14 protein-coding genes are annotated in these 18,018 nt (G+C 38.9%); 10 read left to right on the top strand and 4 right to left on the bottom strand.

Annotated elements, in window-relative coordinates; all coding sequences use genetic code 11:
• The 7 genes from fcl (at position 1) to istB (ending at position 7,650) form a co-directional block, all read left to right on the top strand.
• Positions 1–948, top strand: a complete 948-nt coding sequence (gene fcl, locus ACMXI2_RS26365) for a GDP-L-fucose synthase (RefSeq protein WP_483778916.1) — start codon at positions 1–3, stop codon at positions 946–948.
• Positions 938–2,017 carry a mannose-1-phosphate guanylyltransferase gene (locus ACMXI2_RS26360; protein ID WP_483778915.1) on the top strand — a complete coding sequence of 360 codons (1,080 nt, stop codon included), beginning with the start codon at positions 938–940 and terminating at the stop codon, positions 2,015–2,017. Before fcl ends, ACMXI2_RS26360 begins: the two co-directional genes overlap by 11 nt.
• 10 nt (positions 2,018–2,027) lie before the next feature.
• Positions 2,028–2,867 carry a glycosyltransferase gene (locus tag ACMXI2_RS26355; protein ID WP_483778914.1) on the top strand — a complete coding sequence of 280 codons (840 nt, stop codon included), beginning with the start codon at positions 2,028–2,030 and terminating at the stop codon, positions 2,865–2,867.
• A 148-nt stretch (positions 2,868–3,015) separates the two neighbouring features.
• Positions 3,016–4,602, top strand: a complete 1,587-nt coding sequence (locus ACMXI2_RS26350) for a hypothetical protein (RefSeq protein WP_483778913.1) — start codon at positions 3,016–3,018, stop codon at positions 4,600–4,602.
• Between the two features lie 233 nt (positions 4,603–4,835).
• Positions 4,836–5,084: a hypothetical protein gene (locus ACMXI2_RS26345; RefSeq protein ID WP_483778912.1), complete on the top strand. Its 249-nt coding sequence runs from the start codon at positions 4,836–4,838 to the stop codon at positions 5,082–5,084.
• Positions 5,085–5,338: 254 nt separating this feature from the next.
• Positions 5,339–6,886, top strand: a complete 1,548-nt coding sequence (gene istA / locus ACMXI2_RS26340) for an IS21 family transposase (RefSeq protein ID WP_483777378.1) — start codon at positions 5,339–5,341, stop codon at positions 6,884–6,886.
• A 32-nt stretch (positions 6,887–6,918) separates the two neighbouring features.
• Complete coding sequence (istB, locus tag ACMXI2_RS26335) at positions 6,919–7,650, top strand: IS21-like element helper ATPase IstB (protein ID WP_483777917.1); 732 nt, start codon at positions 6,919–6,921, stop codon at positions 7,648–7,650.
• 151 nt (positions 7,651–7,801) lie between these two features.
• Here istB and ACMXI2_RS26330 read toward each other — a convergent pair whose 3' ends face one another.
• Positions 7,802–8,935 (bottom strand): sialidase family protein, encoded by a 1,134-nt coding sequence (locus tag ACMXI2_RS26330; protein WP_483778911.1) that lies wholly within the window; start codon positions 8,933–8,935, stop codon positions 7,802–7,804.
• Between the two features lie 1,054 nt (positions 8,936–9,989).
• Here ACMXI2_RS26330 and ACMXI2_RS26325 point away from each other — a divergent pair.
• Positions 9,990–11,891: an ABC-F family ATP-binding cassette domain-containing protein gene (locus ACMXI2_RS26325; protein ID WP_483778910.1), complete on the top strand. Its 1,902-nt coding sequence runs from the start codon at positions 9,990–9,992 to the stop codon at positions 11,889–11,891.
• Positions 11,892–11,931: 40 nt separating this feature from the next.
• Here ACMXI2_RS26325 and ACMXI2_RS26320 read toward each other — a convergent pair whose 3' ends face one another.
• Positions 11,932–12,981 carry an IS481 family transposase gene (locus tag ACMXI2_RS26320; RefSeq protein WP_483778909.1) on the bottom strand — a complete coding sequence of 350 codons (1,050 nt, stop codon included), beginning with the start codon at positions 12,979–12,981 and terminating at the stop codon, positions 11,932–11,934.
• Between the two features lie 140 nt (positions 12,982–13,121).
• On the opposite strand from ACMXI2_RS26320, the gene ACMXI2_RS26315 reads away from it, so the two are divergent.
• Entirely contained in the window at positions 13,122–14,204 is a 1,083-nt protein-coding gene (locus ACMXI2_RS26315) for an IS110 family RNA-guided transposase (protein ID WP_483778908.1), read from the top strand.
• Positions 14,205–14,353: 149 nt separating this feature from the next.
• Here the strand turns inward: ACMXI2_RS26315 and ACMXI2_RS26310 are convergent, their stop codons facing one another.
• Complete coding sequence (locus ACMXI2_RS26310; RefSeq protein ID WP_483777119.1) at positions 14,354–15,406, bottom strand: IS481 family transposase; 1,053 nt, start codon at positions 15,404–15,406, stop codon at positions 14,354–14,356.
• Between the two features lie 281 nt (positions 15,407–15,687).
• Entirely contained in the window at positions 15,688–16,452 is a 765-nt protein-coding gene (locus ACMXI2_RS26305; protein WP_483778907.1) for an SGNH/GDSL hydrolase family protein, read from the bottom strand.
• 128 nt (positions 16,453–16,580) lie between these two features.
• Here ACMXI2_RS26305 and ACMXI2_RS26300 point away from each other — a divergent pair, with 128 nt between their 5' ends.
• Complete coding sequence (locus ACMXI2_RS26300) at positions 16,581–17,678, top strand: acyltransferase family protein (RefSeq protein ID WP_483778906.1); 1,098 nt, start codon at positions 16,581–16,583, stop codon at positions 17,676–17,678.
• Positions 17,679–18,018 lie beyond the last annotated feature (340 nt).

Below are 18,018 nucleotides of genomic sequence, written 5' to 3'. Positions count from 1 at the left end.
ATGGATCTGCAAGATAAAATATATGTGGCTGGCCATCGCGGAATGGTAGGCTCCGCAATAGTAAGGCGGCTCGAAAAAGAGGGATTTATTAATATTTTGCAAAGAACCTCAAAAGAACTTGATCTGCGCGATCAAAAAGCAGTTGCTGCTTTTTTTGAAGAAACAAAGCCGGATTATGTTTTTCTTGCCGCAGCAAAGGTTGGTGGCATAATGGCTAATAATACCTTTCGGGCTGATTTTATTTATGAGAACCTGATGATCCAGAATAATGTAATTCATCAGTCATATCAGAATAATGTTAAAAAGCTTATGTTTCTCGGTTCTTCCTGCATTTATCCTAAAATGGCTCCTCAGCCATTGAAGGAAGAGTATATGTTAACAGGCCCACTTGAACCTACCAATGAGCCCTATGCCATTGCTAAAATTGCAGGTATAGAAATGTGCGATGCTTACCGTGCGCAGTATGATTGCAATTATATTTCGGTAATGCCCACCAATCTATACGGTCCTAATGACAATTATGATCTGAACAATTCGCATGTATTGCCAGCTATGCTGCGGAAAATGCAGGAAGCCAAATTGAATAATCGTTCTGAAGTGATCATTTGGGGCACCGGCACGCCTAAACGCGAATTCCTGCATGCAGACGACATGGCAGACGCATGTTTTTATCTTATGCAACACTATAATGAAAAAGGACTGATAAATATAGGAGCAGGTGAAGATATCAGTATAAAGGAACTGGCACTGTTAATTAAGGAAATAACTGGTTATAAAGGTAACCTGGTTTTCGACACAACTAAACCTGATGGGACTCCGCGTAAGCTAATGGACGTGAGCAAACTTCGAAGCTATGGATGGAAATCTGCCATTGGCCTGGAAAGTGGCATCCGAAAAGTTTATGAGGAAGTGAAAAACATCAACTGGTCAGTTTACCATGAAAAATAATAATTACGTTTTTATAATGGCTGGCGGCGTTGGAAGCCGCTTCTGGCCTAAAAGCCGGAACAATTTCCCTAAACAGTTTATCGACATCCTGGGCATTGGGAAGTCATTGCTGCAGCTTACCTATTCCCGTTTTATCAAACTAGTGCCAGAACAGAATATATACATTGTTACTAATATCCAATATAAAGAATTGGTACAGCAGCAATTGCCAGACATATCCAATAATAATATTCTTTGTGAACCTGTCCGTAATAATACAGCGCCGTGTATTGCTTATGCCATCTTTAAACTGGCGGAAATTGATCCGGATGGCAATATGATTGTAGCTCCATCCGATCACTTCATTCTCCATGAAAATGTTTTTATTGAAAAGATAAAAGCTGGATTGGAGTATGTGGAACAGCATCCGGTACTACTAACACTTGGCATTACACCTACAAGACCGGATACTGGTTATGGTTATATCAGGTTTGACAAGGAAGATATCAATGGTATACATAAAGTGAACAAGTTCATCGAAAAACCTGTTTTAGAGAAGGCAAAACAGTTTTTAGATAGTGGAGACTATGTATGGAATGGCGGTATTTTTATGTGGAGCGTGCAAACTGCCTTGAGAGCCTTTGAAACTCACGCGAATGAAGTGTTCAATCTTTTTAAAAAAGGAATAGGATATTATAATACTTCCAGTGAACAGATATTTATAGACAGCAATTATCCTTTGGCTCCTAATATCTCTATTGATTATGCCATCATGGAGAAAGCAGACAATGTATATACCATTCCTGCCGATTTTGGATGGAGCGATTTGGGTACATGGGCTTCTCTTTATGAAGTTGCACAGAAGAATTCTACTAATAATGCTGTTTCCGGAAATAACATTCAGCTGGAAGCAACTGAAAATTGTATTATTCAACTGCCCGAAGGTAAGCTGGCGGTGATCAGGGGATTGAAAGAATATATAGTTGTAGATGATAATAATGTACTGTTGATCTATCCTAAACTAGAAGAACAGGAAATTAAAAAGGTAACAGCGTCCCTGAAAACCGATAATCAATTACACTATTTATAGCCAGCAATATATGAGGAGTTTAATCGGTCAGGATGATTACCGTTTTTCGGTTTTAATGTCTGTTTATTCAAAAGATGAGCCGTTATTTTTAGATGCAGCACTACAGTCAATAAAAACACAGACAGTTCCTGCAGACGAAATAGTATTGGTTAAAGATGGCAAATTAACAGACGATCTTGAAAAAGTATTGTACAGATATGAGACTGAATTTGAGGGCCGCTTGAAAATAGTGCAACTTGAAGAAAATGGTGGACTTGGACATGCACTGAACATAGGTCTGGAACATTGCAGTTATGAACTGGTTGCAAGAATGGATGCTGACGATATTTCCATAAGTGATAGGTTTGAAAAGCAACTGAATGTATTTCGGAAAGATAAAAGCATCAGTGTTACGAGTGGAAATATTTCTGAATTTGACAAAATACCAGGAGATCTGGACGTCTTTAGGAAGTTACCGGAAACCCATGAGGAGGTACTAAAGTTTTCCAAATCGCGCTGTCCCGTTAATCATCCATGTGTAATGTTCAAAAAAAAGGATATCCTGGCAGTTGGCTCATATATTATTATGGCCAGTTTTGAAGATTATTATCTATGGGTGAGGTTGCTTCATGCAGGGTATAGATTTTATAATTTGTCGGATGTTCTACTACATTTCCGGACCGGAAACAATATGATAGGACGAAGGAGCGGCTGGGTCTACCTCAAAAGAGAAAAAGCATTTCTGGGTAAAATGTATCGTATTGGATTTATAAATTTTAAGGAGTATATTTTTCTGGTAACAACGAGACTGCCGCTCAGGATCCTGCCGAAAAAGTTGTTGATTTTCCTTTACTCGAAGTTTTTGCGATAAACAAAGACTGTAATCCCTAACTGTCACCACAATATATTGAAAACGTTATATTTGCGTTCGACCAGCCAATGCATATAATGCGGCAAGCCGGTCAGATGTTTGTGAGTACTGTTTCCGTGGCTATTTTTACGCATTAAAAAAAGAATTAATGAAACGTCTCCTCGGGATCGCAGCATCCTTATTGTTATTCTGTGAAGCTTATGCGCAGGAAAAGTTACCCGTTTTACTACCATATAATAATCTGGATATCCGGGAACTTTATATTGATAGCAATAATCACCATACCGCATTCAAACCAATCGTACATGAGGATACCAGCGTGATGTATACGCATCCGGATACAACAAAGCGGAGCTGGTTCCATCGCAAACTGTTTAATGAACATTTGCTTGAGTTCAGGAACAAAGACTATAATGTATTCATTGACTTTTTACCAGACTTCCAGGTTGGCAAGTCCCGGAATGGAAGCAGAACAACCTGGTTGAATACCCGTGGGGCAAGTATTCAGGCAAATATTGGTACAAAGTTTTATTTTGAATCTTATTTTTTTGAGAATCAAGGAAAATTTCCGGAATACCTCGATCAGTATATTCGAAAAAATCAGATTGTTCCCGGGCAGGGAGGAATAAAGGACTATAGTGATGGGAAAGCTTTCGACTATAATTATGCCAGCGCATTGCTATCTTATACGCCCAATAAATACTTGAATGTAACAGCTGGGTATGGTCAAAATTTTATAGGGGATGGTTACCGTTCTCTGATATTATCAGACATTCAGTTCAGCTATCCTTATTTGAAGTTAACCGGAACAGTAGGGAATGTGCAGTATACCGCCATGTGGGCTCAGTTTATGGATAAACACAGTCAAAGCTTTGCAACTGCCTATGACGATCTTGGGTATTACAAAAAATGGGGGGTATTCCACTTTCTGGATTGGAACGTAAGTAAAAAATTAACAATTGGCCTTTTTGATGCCGTAATCTGGCCTGATGCAGATTCTTCCGGTCGTAAACGTGGTTTCGACTGGAGTTATATGAATCCGATCATCTTTCTCCGGTCTGCGGAATTTTCAGAAGGTTCTTCGGATAATGCACTGGTTGGAATGAATGCTAAATTTAAGTTGTTCCCTAAAACAACAATTTATGGACAGTTGGTGCTGGACGAATTTAAGCTGAAAGAAGTGTTTGGAGGCAAAGGATGGTGGGCTAATAAACAATCGGCACAACTAGGTTTCAGGTCATTTGATTTGTTTAAAGTTAATAAACTGGATCTTCAGGGAGAGTTCAATGTAGTTCGGCCATATACTTATTCCTACAAAAGTACTTTAATCAACTATGAACACTATAATCAGTCTCTGGCACATCCTTTAGGAGCTAACTTCTGGGAAGTCTTGGGAATTGCTACTTATCGGATCAAGCGCTGGTATGGCAGAGGAGAACTCATGTATTCAAAATATGGGGATGATCCTGATCAAAATACCAACTATGGACATGATATCTCAAAACCTTATACAACGCGTGTAAGCGACTATGGTAACTGGATAGGTCAAGGGGTTAAAACTAATCTCCTATATGCTCAGGGGACCGTTGCCTATGTATTAAATCCTAAATATAATCTCCGTCTAGAAGCCTCTGTTGCAGCCCGGAGGGTAAGTAACGATATTATCAGGAGTACAGACCTGATATTCAATTTTGGTATCAGAAGTACCTTCCGTCAGTTTTATTATGATTTTTAGTAACATCAATTTAATATACACAAGCCCTTACGCTGTCCGCGCAAGGGCTTTTATTTTTCTACGCAAAGAGGGGAGGATAATGGACAAAGGGCCGAATATGATATATACAAAAAAAACTAATAGGTGCAGAGAAACTCCCACTTATCCTAGCTGAATATACGAAAAAAATTGTAATATCACTATTATTCCTATCTGTTACAGTAGCATACCTGATAATTTATAACTTCTCGGGTATGCATTATGTTATAATAGAAAGACTTATCAAATCATTTGGAACTAAACCATTATTCAGAGACATTTCTTTTTACATTGAAGAAGGGAATAAAATTGCCTTGGAGGTGGTTAACGGTACTGGAAAATCTACTTTGTTTTTATGTGGTAAAGATATGGCTGATAACGATAAGGTCTGGATTTTTCCTTTGGCCGATGGAACAAAGGTTAATACAGCGCGGTTCCTGAAATTATTTTTCTTTCCAGACTGAGAAATGTAAGTACCCATTGGATATTACGGCCTATAGTGTACCACTCGTTTCAGTCCAAAGTTTACCAGCGATTTCAGTGCAAAGTGTACCAGTTTTAACTGTTCTAATTATGGTATTTCAGTGCAAAGTGTACCACTCGACTAGGGAATAAACTGACATTACGGCGCAAAGTGTACCACTTCTCAAAGACTTGTTGATAGCATTTTTTCACGGCCTTTCTTTGTAATAAAAGCATGGCCAATAAAGTGATTCAAATGCAACATATTCGTGCGCTCATGCAGTTGATTGAGAAGGGATACTCTTTAAGGTCTATCACTGCTCAATTAAAATTATCCCGACAGGCTGTAACCCTATATAGTATCAGGCTTAAGAATGCCACCACTGCCTTTGAATCTCTTCGACAGTTGCCGGATGCGGAGTTGGCCAAAATTGTTTACCCGGTAGAGGGACCAGCTGACTTTGACGATAATGTTCGAAGGCTGGAGTTCAATAAACAGATACCTTATTTTCAAGCGGAACTTAAGCGCACGGGAGTTACCCGCTTATTGCTGTGGGAAGAATACAGTAAGGAATTTGCATCCCATTATCGGTATACCCAATTTTGTATTCTGCTGAAAGAATCCAGTAAGATCTCGCAGGCTACTATGCACCTGGTGCATAAACCCGGAGAGATGGTGATGGTTGATTTTGCCGGAGACAAAATGAGCTATATTGATAAATCTACCGGTGAGATTGTTGATTGCCCAGTCCTGGTAGCTGTGCTACCGTTTAGTAATTATTCATTTGCTATGGCATTGCCTAATGCAACCATTCCCCAGGTAATCAAAGCTTTGAATGCCTGTCTTCAATATTATGATGGGGTTCCGTTAAGCCTGAAAACAGATAACATGAAACAGGTGGTCACCAAGCCATCCCGATATGAACCCCTTTTTAGTGAGGCCTTGCAACAATGGGCACTTCATTACAACATCACGTTGTTGGCAACCAGGCCCGTGAAGCCCAAAGACAAAGCGGCGGTAGAGAACCTTGTAAAGATTGCCTACCAGCGCATCTATGCACCCCTAAGAGATCAAACATTCTTCCATATCAATGAGATGAATACCGCCATTGCAGTGCAGTTGGAGATCCATAACCAGAAGCTATTCCAGTTAAAAGATCACAGCCGGGTTCAATTATACGCCAGCCAGGAAAAAGATTTGCTGCAGCAGCTACCAACAGATGTCTTTGTAATAAAGCACCGGGTGCTGGCTAAGGTCCAGAAGAACTATCATATTACCCTGGGGGAGAACTATCATCATTACAGCGTTCCATATCAGTTCATTGGAAAGAAAGTGAGTGCCGTTTACGACACTGATGTGGTAGAGATCTATTATCAGCATCAGCGCATTGCCATGCACATCCGGAGTTATAAGAAACATGGGTTCACGACAACAGGAATACATATGCCAGCTGGCCATCAGAACTATGCACAGCAACAAGGATGGACGCCCTCGTACTTTTTAAAACAGGCAATAGCCATCGGCCCCTCAGTCCAGTCTTACGTGGATGAGGTATTAAAAAGCAAGGCCTATACAGAACAAACCTATAACGCCTGTCGGGGCATCCTGCGGTTAAACCATGAATATGGACCGATAAGGTTACAAGCAGCTTGCAGCCGTGCTTTGAACGGCATCACTTTTAATTACAGAACCTTGCAAAATATCCTGATCAACAACCTGGATCAGTTAGATATCACAGAACCTCCGGATCTGTTCAAGCTTCCGGACCATGAAAACCTCCGTGGGGCAGGAACCTATCAATAAATATCTTCAATAATTAACTAAATAATCACCACATGAATCAGCAAAGCACACTAGATCAATTACAGGAACTCAAACTATCAGGTATGGCAAAAAGGTATGCAGCCATTTTAATGCAGCCCGTGCATCAACAACCAGAACCACATATGTTGATCGCTTCGCTGGCAGAAGCGGAAGCTGGTTACCGGGTACATCAGAGAACCCAACTTTACCTACGGCTTGCCAAACTCCGTTACAATGCAACACCTGAAGAAATTAATTGCACCCCGGCAAGGGGAATAACCAAAGAAGTGCTGATCACGTTATCTGATGGCATGTTCATTGAAAAATCAGAAAATCTATTGATCACAGGGGCGACCGGATGTGGTAAAAGTTATCTGGCCTGCGCTATGGGAAGGAATGCTTGTCTACTTGGCCATAGAACTTTGTATTACTCGATGAACAGGTTCGTTGAAGCACTGGCGGCTGCAAGGCTTGATGGAACTTACATACGGTGGCTAAATATGATTGCTAAAACACCATTGTTAATAATCGATGACTTTGGGTTGATGCCATTGAGTAATGATATGAAATTAACCCTACTCCAAATCCTGGAAGATCGCTTCGCTAAAGGCGCGACCATTATTACCTCTCAATTACCTGTCAATAAGTGGTATGAATATATCAATGAACCTACACTGGCTGATGCAATCTGTGACAGGCTGACAGCAAACGCCCATAAAGTGGAACTGAAAGGTGAATCCTTAAGAAAGAAGAAAAACAACTAAATTACATCAGCTACCACGAGTCTTTAAATGTGGTACACTTTGCGGTGAAATACTGGTACACTTTAACCGTAATATCCACCCATTTAGGTGACAGTGGTTATTTGGATTTTTTCCATATCTGAAGAAGAAAATGAGAAGGACCATAAATTATTTATTTGTATACCCACTTCATACTCAATCTCGTGATGTTCAGCACGGATAAGCCCGTTCTTCTTGACATGCTCCCTGCGGAATGAGATAACAAAAGATGATTGTCTATAAAATGTATAGCAGTATAGCAATACATACCATCGATGTTCCCCTCTATCATTTTAACTGAACTCCATGTTTGTCCTTCATCCTTTGATATGGCAAGGTTAAAAGGAGTGCGGTACTCTTTGGTTTCCTCATTTTCACCCTTATTATTATTCCATATAACGATCAGATCATTTGTAGAGGGAATTCTGGAAATGGAAGCTGGGGATACCGGTGACACAAGGGAGCTTCCCCTGATCGGACTCCAACTCTCACCCTTATCTTTCGAATAAGATAGAAATTGAAAGCGTTGATTAGTGCGTATAATCATTAGGATCTCACCATTTTTTAACTCAACAATTCCCGGTTCCTGCGTTAGGATCAAACGTGGATTAGGAACGGCTATACTCCGTTTCCAGGTTTTACCATTGTCATCAGAATAGTAACTATATAGTCTGCCAATGTAACTCCAGCTTTCATCAACTGTCTGATGTAGAGAAACTGGCATTATTAATCTTCCATTTTTTAATTGAATAACCCTATTGTTATTCAAAGCATAATATCCTATTTTATCATTAATGCAGGATATGGCATTTCCCCATGTTTCCCCTTCATCTTCAGAAATTCTCATAAAAGGTCTGCAATCTGTTATAGAGTTTTTTACCAAATAAAACATTGCAATTGTTCCATTTTGTAAACGCAGTAATGAAACAGACATGCAATTCAACCTGCCCTCGTTACTTATTATCTTTTTCTCCTCTTGCAGCCAGGTTTTGCCACTATCCAGTGAATACCTTCCTGCAAGATAGGCCGGGGCGTTATCGTCACTGGAGCCACCAGTAAAGTGGGTATATACAAAGAGAAGTTTCCCTCCTTTTAAAGTTATAAAGTCCCCCTCACTATTTCGGGGGTTGTTTTTGCCCGGGTTGAGTTGTAAAACGACATCCTTATCGTCATTGATGATCCGTGGTCTATCATTCGATTTTTTACAACAAAGATTGACCAGTAGAATAGAAATAAATAAGAGATACACGTTTGCTTTCATTCTCATTGTGGGTTGAAAAATTTTATCTCATAGCAATCTTGAACCAACCATGTTTAGTGAAGAATTCAACCAATAACAACTAACACAAAAGCTAGATTTAATTGTTTCATGTATTGAAACAGAATAAGATGATTATGGTAAAGGAATGTGCTATAGCTAATTAAGAATTTAAAAATAATCAAAATTTCGATCCTAAAGTTGAAAAACAGGGAATAAATAACCGTTTATTTAGAAAAATTGTTTTTGAATTCAAATTGTAAAATAATGCCATGTGTTATTGACTGATCTTTCCTCGTTATACTTTATAACTCCTTTCTTTTCATCACAATGTATAGACGTATAATTTTGAATTGCCCCCTATTAAAATGTAAGCATTCGGTGTGCCACTTTTTTTTAAGGGAGGATATTTTTTGTTATAGTGCCTTTTGCATCTTCCATCTGTGAGGCATAAGGTCGGCATAGGCGCCTTCCTATTCGGGATCATTTATTTCCGAAAAATATCCTCGAGCAATTGCAGATAAAGGAGGAAGTCTCACCGACAAACCGAAGGACCGAATGTTAGAATGGCAAAGGGATTAAGAGGTCTATAAAGGAGCGATAACAAGCGAAACACATACGAGAACTTTTATGTTGAACCAGAAGCCGAAAGAAGGAGTTAAGCTGTATAATGCGACCAATAAGGACAATGCTGATGTAAAGTTTTTTAGTGGTAGTATGCTGGAAGAAATATTAGACTTCGGAAATATTAAGAAAGCCTTGAAACAGGAACCCCTACAGTGCTAGGCTGATTAATCCTGCAGCCATTGCCCATGATCAAAACCATATTACTAGTCGACTTTTTCTTCATATAGTTATGGGTTTAGAATAGGGCACGATGCTTATCGTAAGGCAAAGGGCGTGGAGGATAATAATGGACAAAGGACCGAAATAGCTGGTTGTCAAAAAAATATGAGGTGCAGGAAGCTCTGTTACCCTGTATTAAATGTATAAAAAATAATATTATAAAACGCATAATCCATCTTCTGTCCTCAGTGTTGCCGATAATTTATAACTTCGCACCATGCATTACGTTACAGTAGAAGGGCTTACCAAATCTTTTGGCACAAAACCACTATTCAGAGACATTTCCTTTCATATCGAAGAAGGAGATAAAATAGCGCTAGTGGCGCTTAATGGAACAGGCAAGTCCACTCTGCTCCGCATTTTAAGCGGAAAGGATGTACCCGACAGTGGTAAAGTCTGGATTCACAAAGACGTAACCGTTGTAATGCTGGAGCAACAATCAGACTTTGATCTATCCAAAACCGTGATTGAAAACATCTTCAATCATAATAACCCGGTACTTAATGCCATCAAAGAATATGAGTTGCTTACCGAAGAAGGGCATGAACCCAATCTGGATAAGTTGACAGACTCCATTGCCAAAATGGACGAATTGAATGCTTGGCACTTTGATACCAAAGTGAAACAAATATTAAGCAAACTTAATATACATAATCTGGATCAACTTGTTGATTCCCTTTCGGGCGGCCAGCAGAAAAGGGTAGCACTGGCCAAAGTATTGATTGAAATTGGCTTTGAGCATAAACATGTATTACTTATCATGGATGAGCCCACCAACCACCTGGACGTATCTATGATTGAGTGGCTGGAAAATTATCTGGATCAGGAAAAGGTAACCCTGCTCCTCGTTACGCATGACCGGTATTTTCTCGACAGCGTTTGTAACGAAGTGATGGAACTGGATCAGGAACAACTTTTTATTTACAAAGGAGATTATGAGAATTATCTCGAAAGGAAGGCAGCCAGGGAAGAAAGCGAGAAATCAAGTGTGGATAAAGCCCGCAACCTTTACCGCAAAGAACTGGAATGGATGCGTAAGCAACCCAAGGCCCGTACCACCAAATCTAAATCCCGCCAAGATGCTTTCTATGAAGTGAAGGAAAAGGCCCGTACCAAAGTGGTCGATCAGCAACTGGAACTGAATGTGAAGATGACCCGCCTTGGCGGAAAAATCCTGGAGTTAAAAAAAGTATACAAAGCTTTCGGAGATCTGAAGATCCTCAAAGGAATGGATTATACCTTCAAAAAAGGAGAACGTGTAGGCATTGTTGGCAAAAACGGGGTCGGCAAATCTACTTTCTTGAATATGCTGTTAGGTATAGAACAACCAGACTCCGGTAAGATCAATATAGGAGAAACCATTGTGTTTGGTAATTACTCTCAGACAGGTCTAGTGGTAAAGGAAGATATGCGGGTGATAGAGTTCGTAAAGAATATTGCAGAAAATTTCCCATTAGCAGATGGTACCAAAGTAAGCGCCGCACAATTCTTGGAACTATTCCTGTTCTCGGCGGAAAAGCAATATACCTATATTTCAAAACTGAGTGGGGGGGAGAAAAGAAGATTGCACCTGTTATCTATATTATTCCGCAATCCCAATTTTCTGGTGTTGGATGAGCCCACCAATGATCTTGATTTGCCAACACTCAGCATCCTGGAAAGTTTTTTACAGGAGTTTCAGGGTTGCGTAATCATTGTGAGCCACGACCGCTACTTTATGGATAAACTGGTGGAACATTTGTTTGTTTTTGAGGGAGATGGAGAAATCCGCGACTACCCCGGTAACTATACACAATACCGTGAATGGCAGAAAGAAGAAGATAAAAAGAAGACGATTGTGCCTAAAAAAGAAGTAGTTCCGGAGCCTGCGACAATAGTAGTACCTGCGACGGAGAACAAAGGTCGCAAGATGTCCTTTAAAGAGAAGCGTGAACTAGAGCTACTGGAAAAAGAAATAGAGACACTGGAAAAAGAAAAGGAAAACATTGAAGCTACTTTGTCAAGTGGAGAACTGGCCTTTGATAAAATGGAACCGATGACACACCGGATTGGGGAAATTATCCAGTTATTGGATGATAAGGGAATGCGCTGGTTGGAATTAAGTGAAATGAATGGGTAGCTGTAAAAGTTCAGATTTGATCCGACAGTAGGATAAATTTTTAGGCAGCTGGTGGAAGATCATCCAGCTGTTTTTCTTTCGCCAAATGTAACGTTTCTTCAAAAGTCTGTAATGGCGTCCTGCCGAAGCAATATTTACCATTATGGGTGCGGTTAGTGTTATACTCATTGATCCATGCGTCTAAATCTTCCTGTATCTGCTCAATGGTAGAATAGATCCTCTTCCTAAATGCAATGGCATAAAACTCGTCCTGGATAGTTCGATTGAAGCGTTCACAGATACCATTTGTCTGAGGGCTACGGGCCTTGGTCTTGCTATGATCAATGTCTTCCAGGGCAAGATAAAGCTCATACTCGTGGTGTTCCCTGGCACCGCAGTATTCGGTTCCTCTGTCAGTGAGTATACGCAGCAACCTGATGCCCTGTTCTTCAAAGAATGGTAGCACTTTATCATTGAGCATATCAGCGGCTATGAGCGCATGCTTACGGTCATAGACCTTTGCAAAGGCCACTTTTGAATATGTTTCAATGAATGTTTGCTGATAAATTCGACCAACTCCTTTGATTGTGCCAACATAATAGGTATCCTGAGCTCCCAGATAACCCGGATGATGTGTTTCGATCTCTCCATGGGCTGTTTTCTCTTCTTTGGCCCGTTCCAGGGCGACAATCTGGGCTTCTGTGAGAACCAGGCCTTCTGTTCCGGATTTGGCTTCCAAGGCCTTTAAACGCTTCTTAAAGGTTTCGATGTCGTGGCGTAACCAGACACATCGTACACCTGCTGGTGAAATAAAAATACCATGTTTTTTCAGTTCATTGCTGGCTCTGAGCTGCCCATACTGTGGTTGTTCAATAGCCATTGATACAACTACCTCTTCGATTTGTGGTTCGATTCTGTTCTTGATAATAGCCTTTTTTCGACTTATCTCCTGTAGCGCTGATTCCCCGCCTTCATCGTATAATTCTTTGAATCTGTAGAAACTGTCTCTGCTATAACCAAATAGTTTGCATGCATGGGAGACATTGCCCAATTCTTCGGCTAATTTTAATAGCCCTACCTTGTTTTTAATTAACTTTACTGCTGTATTCATTTCTGACGGTTTATGGGTTAATGAATAAGTGTGGTTACTTAAAATTAACCCTAACTGTCAGTTCTTATGTTAAAAGGCATAGTAAGCAGAGGACTACCCTCTGCCGAGGAAATTTCTTAAATTTCTACAAATACTATGTCATGAATACAAATACATTAAGTACAGTTTCCTCTCCGGAGCAGGATAGTTTTTACATTGGTTTAGATGTACATAAAAAATCATGGACAGTAACAATTCGTACAGCTGGTATTGAAATAGCTCATTTCACTCAGCAACCGGATCCATTTCTTTTATACAAACACATTAAGCAAAAATACCCGGATGGAAAATTCTATAGTGCCTATGAAGCTGGCTTTTGTGGCACTACTCATCATTTCTCTTTATGTGAGTTAGGCATTCAAAACATAATTGTCAATGCCGCGGATATACCTCAAACAGATAAGCAGAAAAAGAATAAAACGGATTTACATGATAGCCGTTCAATTGCAAGATATCTTGAAAAAGGTCTACTATCCGGAATATACGTCATGTCTAAAGAGCAACAGGAAAGAAGATCCTTATATAGATGTCGTGAAGCTATAGTAAAAGACACGTCCAGAGCAATAAACAGGCTACGCTCTTTTCTATATTTCTTTGGAATCGATATCCCTGATACCTTTAAAGAAAAGTCTTACATTTCAAAACAGTTTCTGGCCTGGTTGTCTGGAATCAAACTTAATACAGCAGAGGGCGATGACACGCTCAGAGAATATATAAATGATGTTAATTACCATAGAAATCAAGTGCTACTGATTACCCGAAAATTAAAGAATTCAATTATAGGGTACTTCAAGGATAGTTATACCTGCATGCTTTCTGTTCCTGGAATAGGCCCTATAACAGCAATGGGGATTTTATCTGAAACAGGCGATTTACTGCGATTTAGCAATCCTGACGAATATGTTTCCTATTTAGGTTTAGTACCTGCGGAACAGAGATCAGGAGATACAATCTATGGCAACGCTATTCAACCTCGCTGTAATATTCATTTACGCCCACCATTGATTGAAGCTGCATGGTTTGCAATTAGAAAGTGTCCAACATTACTTGCTTACTACAAGCTTCATGTAGGAAAGAATAACAAGAAAGCCATTGTGAAGGTTGCTCGTAAGATTGCTTTAATTGCGAAATCAGTTTCCTTGAATAAAACACATTATGATTCTCTCTATTCTAAAACAGTGTGATTATGTATTGAGATTATTATTTATAAAAATATTGCAGACATAAATTATTTAACTCATTTATCAGAGAGGAAAGCGCATGATTTAATCGGTTACTAAGATAACTTGTAATAGCTACTACTTGATCTGACAGTACAGGGATTTTTTGTTGGTTAAGTAGTAGCTAAAGTTAACTCATTTATTTGTTTCTCTCTAGCCAGGTGTTTACTTGCAAGAAAAGTCTCCATGGGAGTTTTTCCATAACAATATTTTCCGCTGTGAGGTCTTTGATTATTGTAATATTCAAGCCATTCATCCAGATCAGCTTGTAGTTCTTCTAATGTTGTATAAAGACGTTTACGGAAGGCTACTACGTAAAATTCCTCTTTAATAGTCCGATTAAGCCTTTCGCATATGCCATTGGACTGAGGGCTTCGAACTTGGGTTTTAGTGTGTTCTATGCCCTCAATAGTTAAATACAGTTCATATTCATGATGTTCGTACTTCCCTTTATACTCGGATCCCCTATCCGTTAAAATACGCATCATTGGTACTTGCTGTTCCTCAAAAAATGGGAGAACCCGATCATTAAGTAGATCCGCAGCAGTAATAGCGTTTTTACGATCATAAACCTTGGCAAAAGCAATCCGGGAGTAGGTATCAATAAAGGCTTGCTGGTAGATTCTTCCAACTCCTTTGATGTTACCGACATAGTAAGTGTCCTGTGCTCCAAGGTAACCTGGATGTTCTGTTTCAATTTCGCCAAAGGCTTCCCGTTTCTCTTTCTTGCGCTCAATGGCCATCATCTGAGCTTCAGTAAGAATTACTCCATCCTGAGCTACTTTGACTTCCAGAGAATGTAGTCTTTTTTCAAATATCTCTAAATCATGTCTTTGCCACACACTCCGTACGCCTCCGGCGGAGATAAAAATTCCCTGCTTTCTTAATTCATTACTTACCCGTTGTTGACCAAAGGCAGGGTACTCGAAAGCGAGCTTAACTACAGCATCTTCAACTATAGGCTCAACCCGATTCTTCAATATCGGCTTGGATCTGCTAATCTCCTGTAGGGCTGTTTCTCCTCCAGTATCGTATAATTCCTTAATCCTGTAAAAGCTATCCCGGCTATAACCCATTACTTTGCAAGCTTGGGATACGTTACCCAAATTTTCTGCTAATTTGAGTAATCCTAATTTGGTTTTAATTAACTTGTCATTACTTTTCATTTCTGACAGTTTTAGGGGGATTAATTAATAAGTGTGGTTACTTAAAGTTAATCCCTTACTGTCAGATTAAGTCGTGACTATTTCAGATAACTCCTGTCAGTAGGCGTGCCTCTCTTTAATTATCACAAGAACTTGCAGCTTTCAGTCTATGGAATGACTGCTTATAGCAGATGGAGTTTTTTTTAAAAATGTCTGATTATTACTAATTTTGATACCGGATACAATCACCGAGATCAACAGCCTTTTACATAGCAGATTAAATCGGAACTATTCCAATTAAATCAAGTACTCAGCGCGCTTAACCATGATTGGGCTAAAAGATTTATTCCGTTTTGTGTAGGATGAAAACCGTCTGAAAGAAGCTCCGCACTGGTTAAAATTTCATTTGCTTTGACGAACTGCTGGTAGTAAGGAATGAAATTAGTTTTATACTCTATTACCAGCGTTCTTATTGCTTTCCTATATTCATTAAAATTCTTTTTCAAAACATCGTAGCTAGCAATATTTGGAAGTATAAATGGCTCGCAAATAATAATTTCCGAATTGGGTAGTCTATTTTTTGTTATTTTAAGGATTTCTTTATATCGGGTATAAAAATCATTAGGACTAACCTTGTTTCTAACGTCATTTACGCCAACTAAGATGCTAACCACATTAGGGGCCAACTGTATACAGTCGCTATCCCATCTGTTTAAAAGATCAAGAGAGCCATTGCCAGAATTACCACGATTGTAAATTAGAATGTTTTTAAATCTGTCCTGGCTTAGAAGGTTATTTGAAATATTTCTTACATAACCATTACCTAAGCCTTTTCCATCATTAGGCAGTAGTATAGTTCTGTCTCGCTTGGAATCAGTAATGGAATCACCGATAAATAAGATTTTGTAACTTGATTCTAATATAATTTTCGAACCAAGATCACTATTAAATATATCCTCATTATCATTATATAAAGGCGCTGAATTAAGCGTTGATTTTTTGCATGCATTTAAAGTTGTTGCAAGAAAAAAAGTGGCTTTAACAAATTTTCGGCGGGATATCATCATATAGCTATGACAGTGTTAGTGCCGCAATTTAATAAATTATCTTAAATACAATAATATTAAATGTCTAATTGAGCATTACTAATAAGATTTTATTGCTATTTTTGTTTTTATAGTATAGCACTTTTTCTATGAATACCAATCGTTTATATTCTTTAGACTACTTAAGAGGATTGTCTGCTTTGGGAATAGTGATTTATCATTACATAACATGGGCCTATGGACCGCCCGATCCAAATACCTTTATGGGAAAATTTGGAGTCTATGGAGTTGGTATTTTTTATATTCTTAGTGGTTTGACTTTGTATTTGGTTTATTCTAATAAGATGATTCCGGATGCAAATGATCTGAAAGAGTTTTACTTGAAAAGATTCTTCCGGATTTTCCCTCTGCTATGGCTTACCATTATACTAACACTCATACTTAATGGAATAGTACCGGGAGTTAAGAACCTGATCATTAATCTGACAGGTTTGTTCGGGCTATTGAGATGGGATGCTTATATAGGCACCGGTGTATGGTCTATTGGAAATGAACTGGTGTTTTACTTATTTTTCCCTGTTTTTGTTTTTCTGAATAAAAATAGCCTGTTTTTATTTTATTTATTATGCGCTGTCATTTTTTCAGTATCAATGTATTTTGCTTTTGCAAAATTTGACCCTCATCAGCCTTTATCGGTTCAATCACAATGGTCAATGTATGTAAATCCATTGAATCAGGTTTTTTTATTTTTAAGCGGGTATTTAATGGGCGTCTTTGGTTCAAAGATAAAAGTTTCAAATAGAATGATTGCAGTGATTTTCATGCTCTCATTTTTGTTGTTCTGCTTTTATCCTGTAATAACAGAAAATTTATCTGCAAGTATAAACAGGGTGGTACTTTCTCTTGCAAGCTTTTTCATATGCTTTTCATTTTATAAAAGTTCTGTACGCTATCCCGGTTTTTTGCATAAGGGATTTGTATTGTTGGGAGAAGGCAGTTATTCTTTATATCTGCTCCACCCAATCGTATGGCTGATTTGTCTGAAAGTTGTACCTAATGGAGGCAGTGTTCCGAAACCGCTACAGTTGGTTACTATTGTTTTTTTTGCACTGGGTATCAGTTATCTTAACTATAAATATTTTGAGGTCTTTTTTATGAACCTGGGCAAAGATATAATAAAGAAGGTAATCAAGGCTCCAAAGAAAGTTAAACCCAAACAGGATGCTTCGGAAATAGCGGCTGTTTAGATCCTAATATATAAACAAGAAGCCGGATCGGTATTTAGATCCGACCCTGGAAGATTGATTTTTATCTATAGAGGAGAATCAACATCTTCTTCTATTGTATCCATTATCTTATCATTGACGAACAATAAAGAGCTATATTATTATCGGTGGTACTTTGCCACATAAGAACTTAGTAGGTTACAATTGCCAATTTCGACATCACGCCGATGGTAGCGGCCAGGCATCAGCTGTTATCCCCAAAGCCTCTGATATTGTATTGGCTAATCTGTATAATTAAAAAGTAGTCTCCTATTACAAATACTCTGGCTCCTAAAATATAAATGTCTTTCATCGAGTAGAA

The organism is Chitinophaga sp. G7 BAM 1005 (assembly GCF_057126945.1).
Note: the sequence above shows the minus strand (reverse complement) of the source record. Positions and strands in the feature narration are given on the sequence as shown.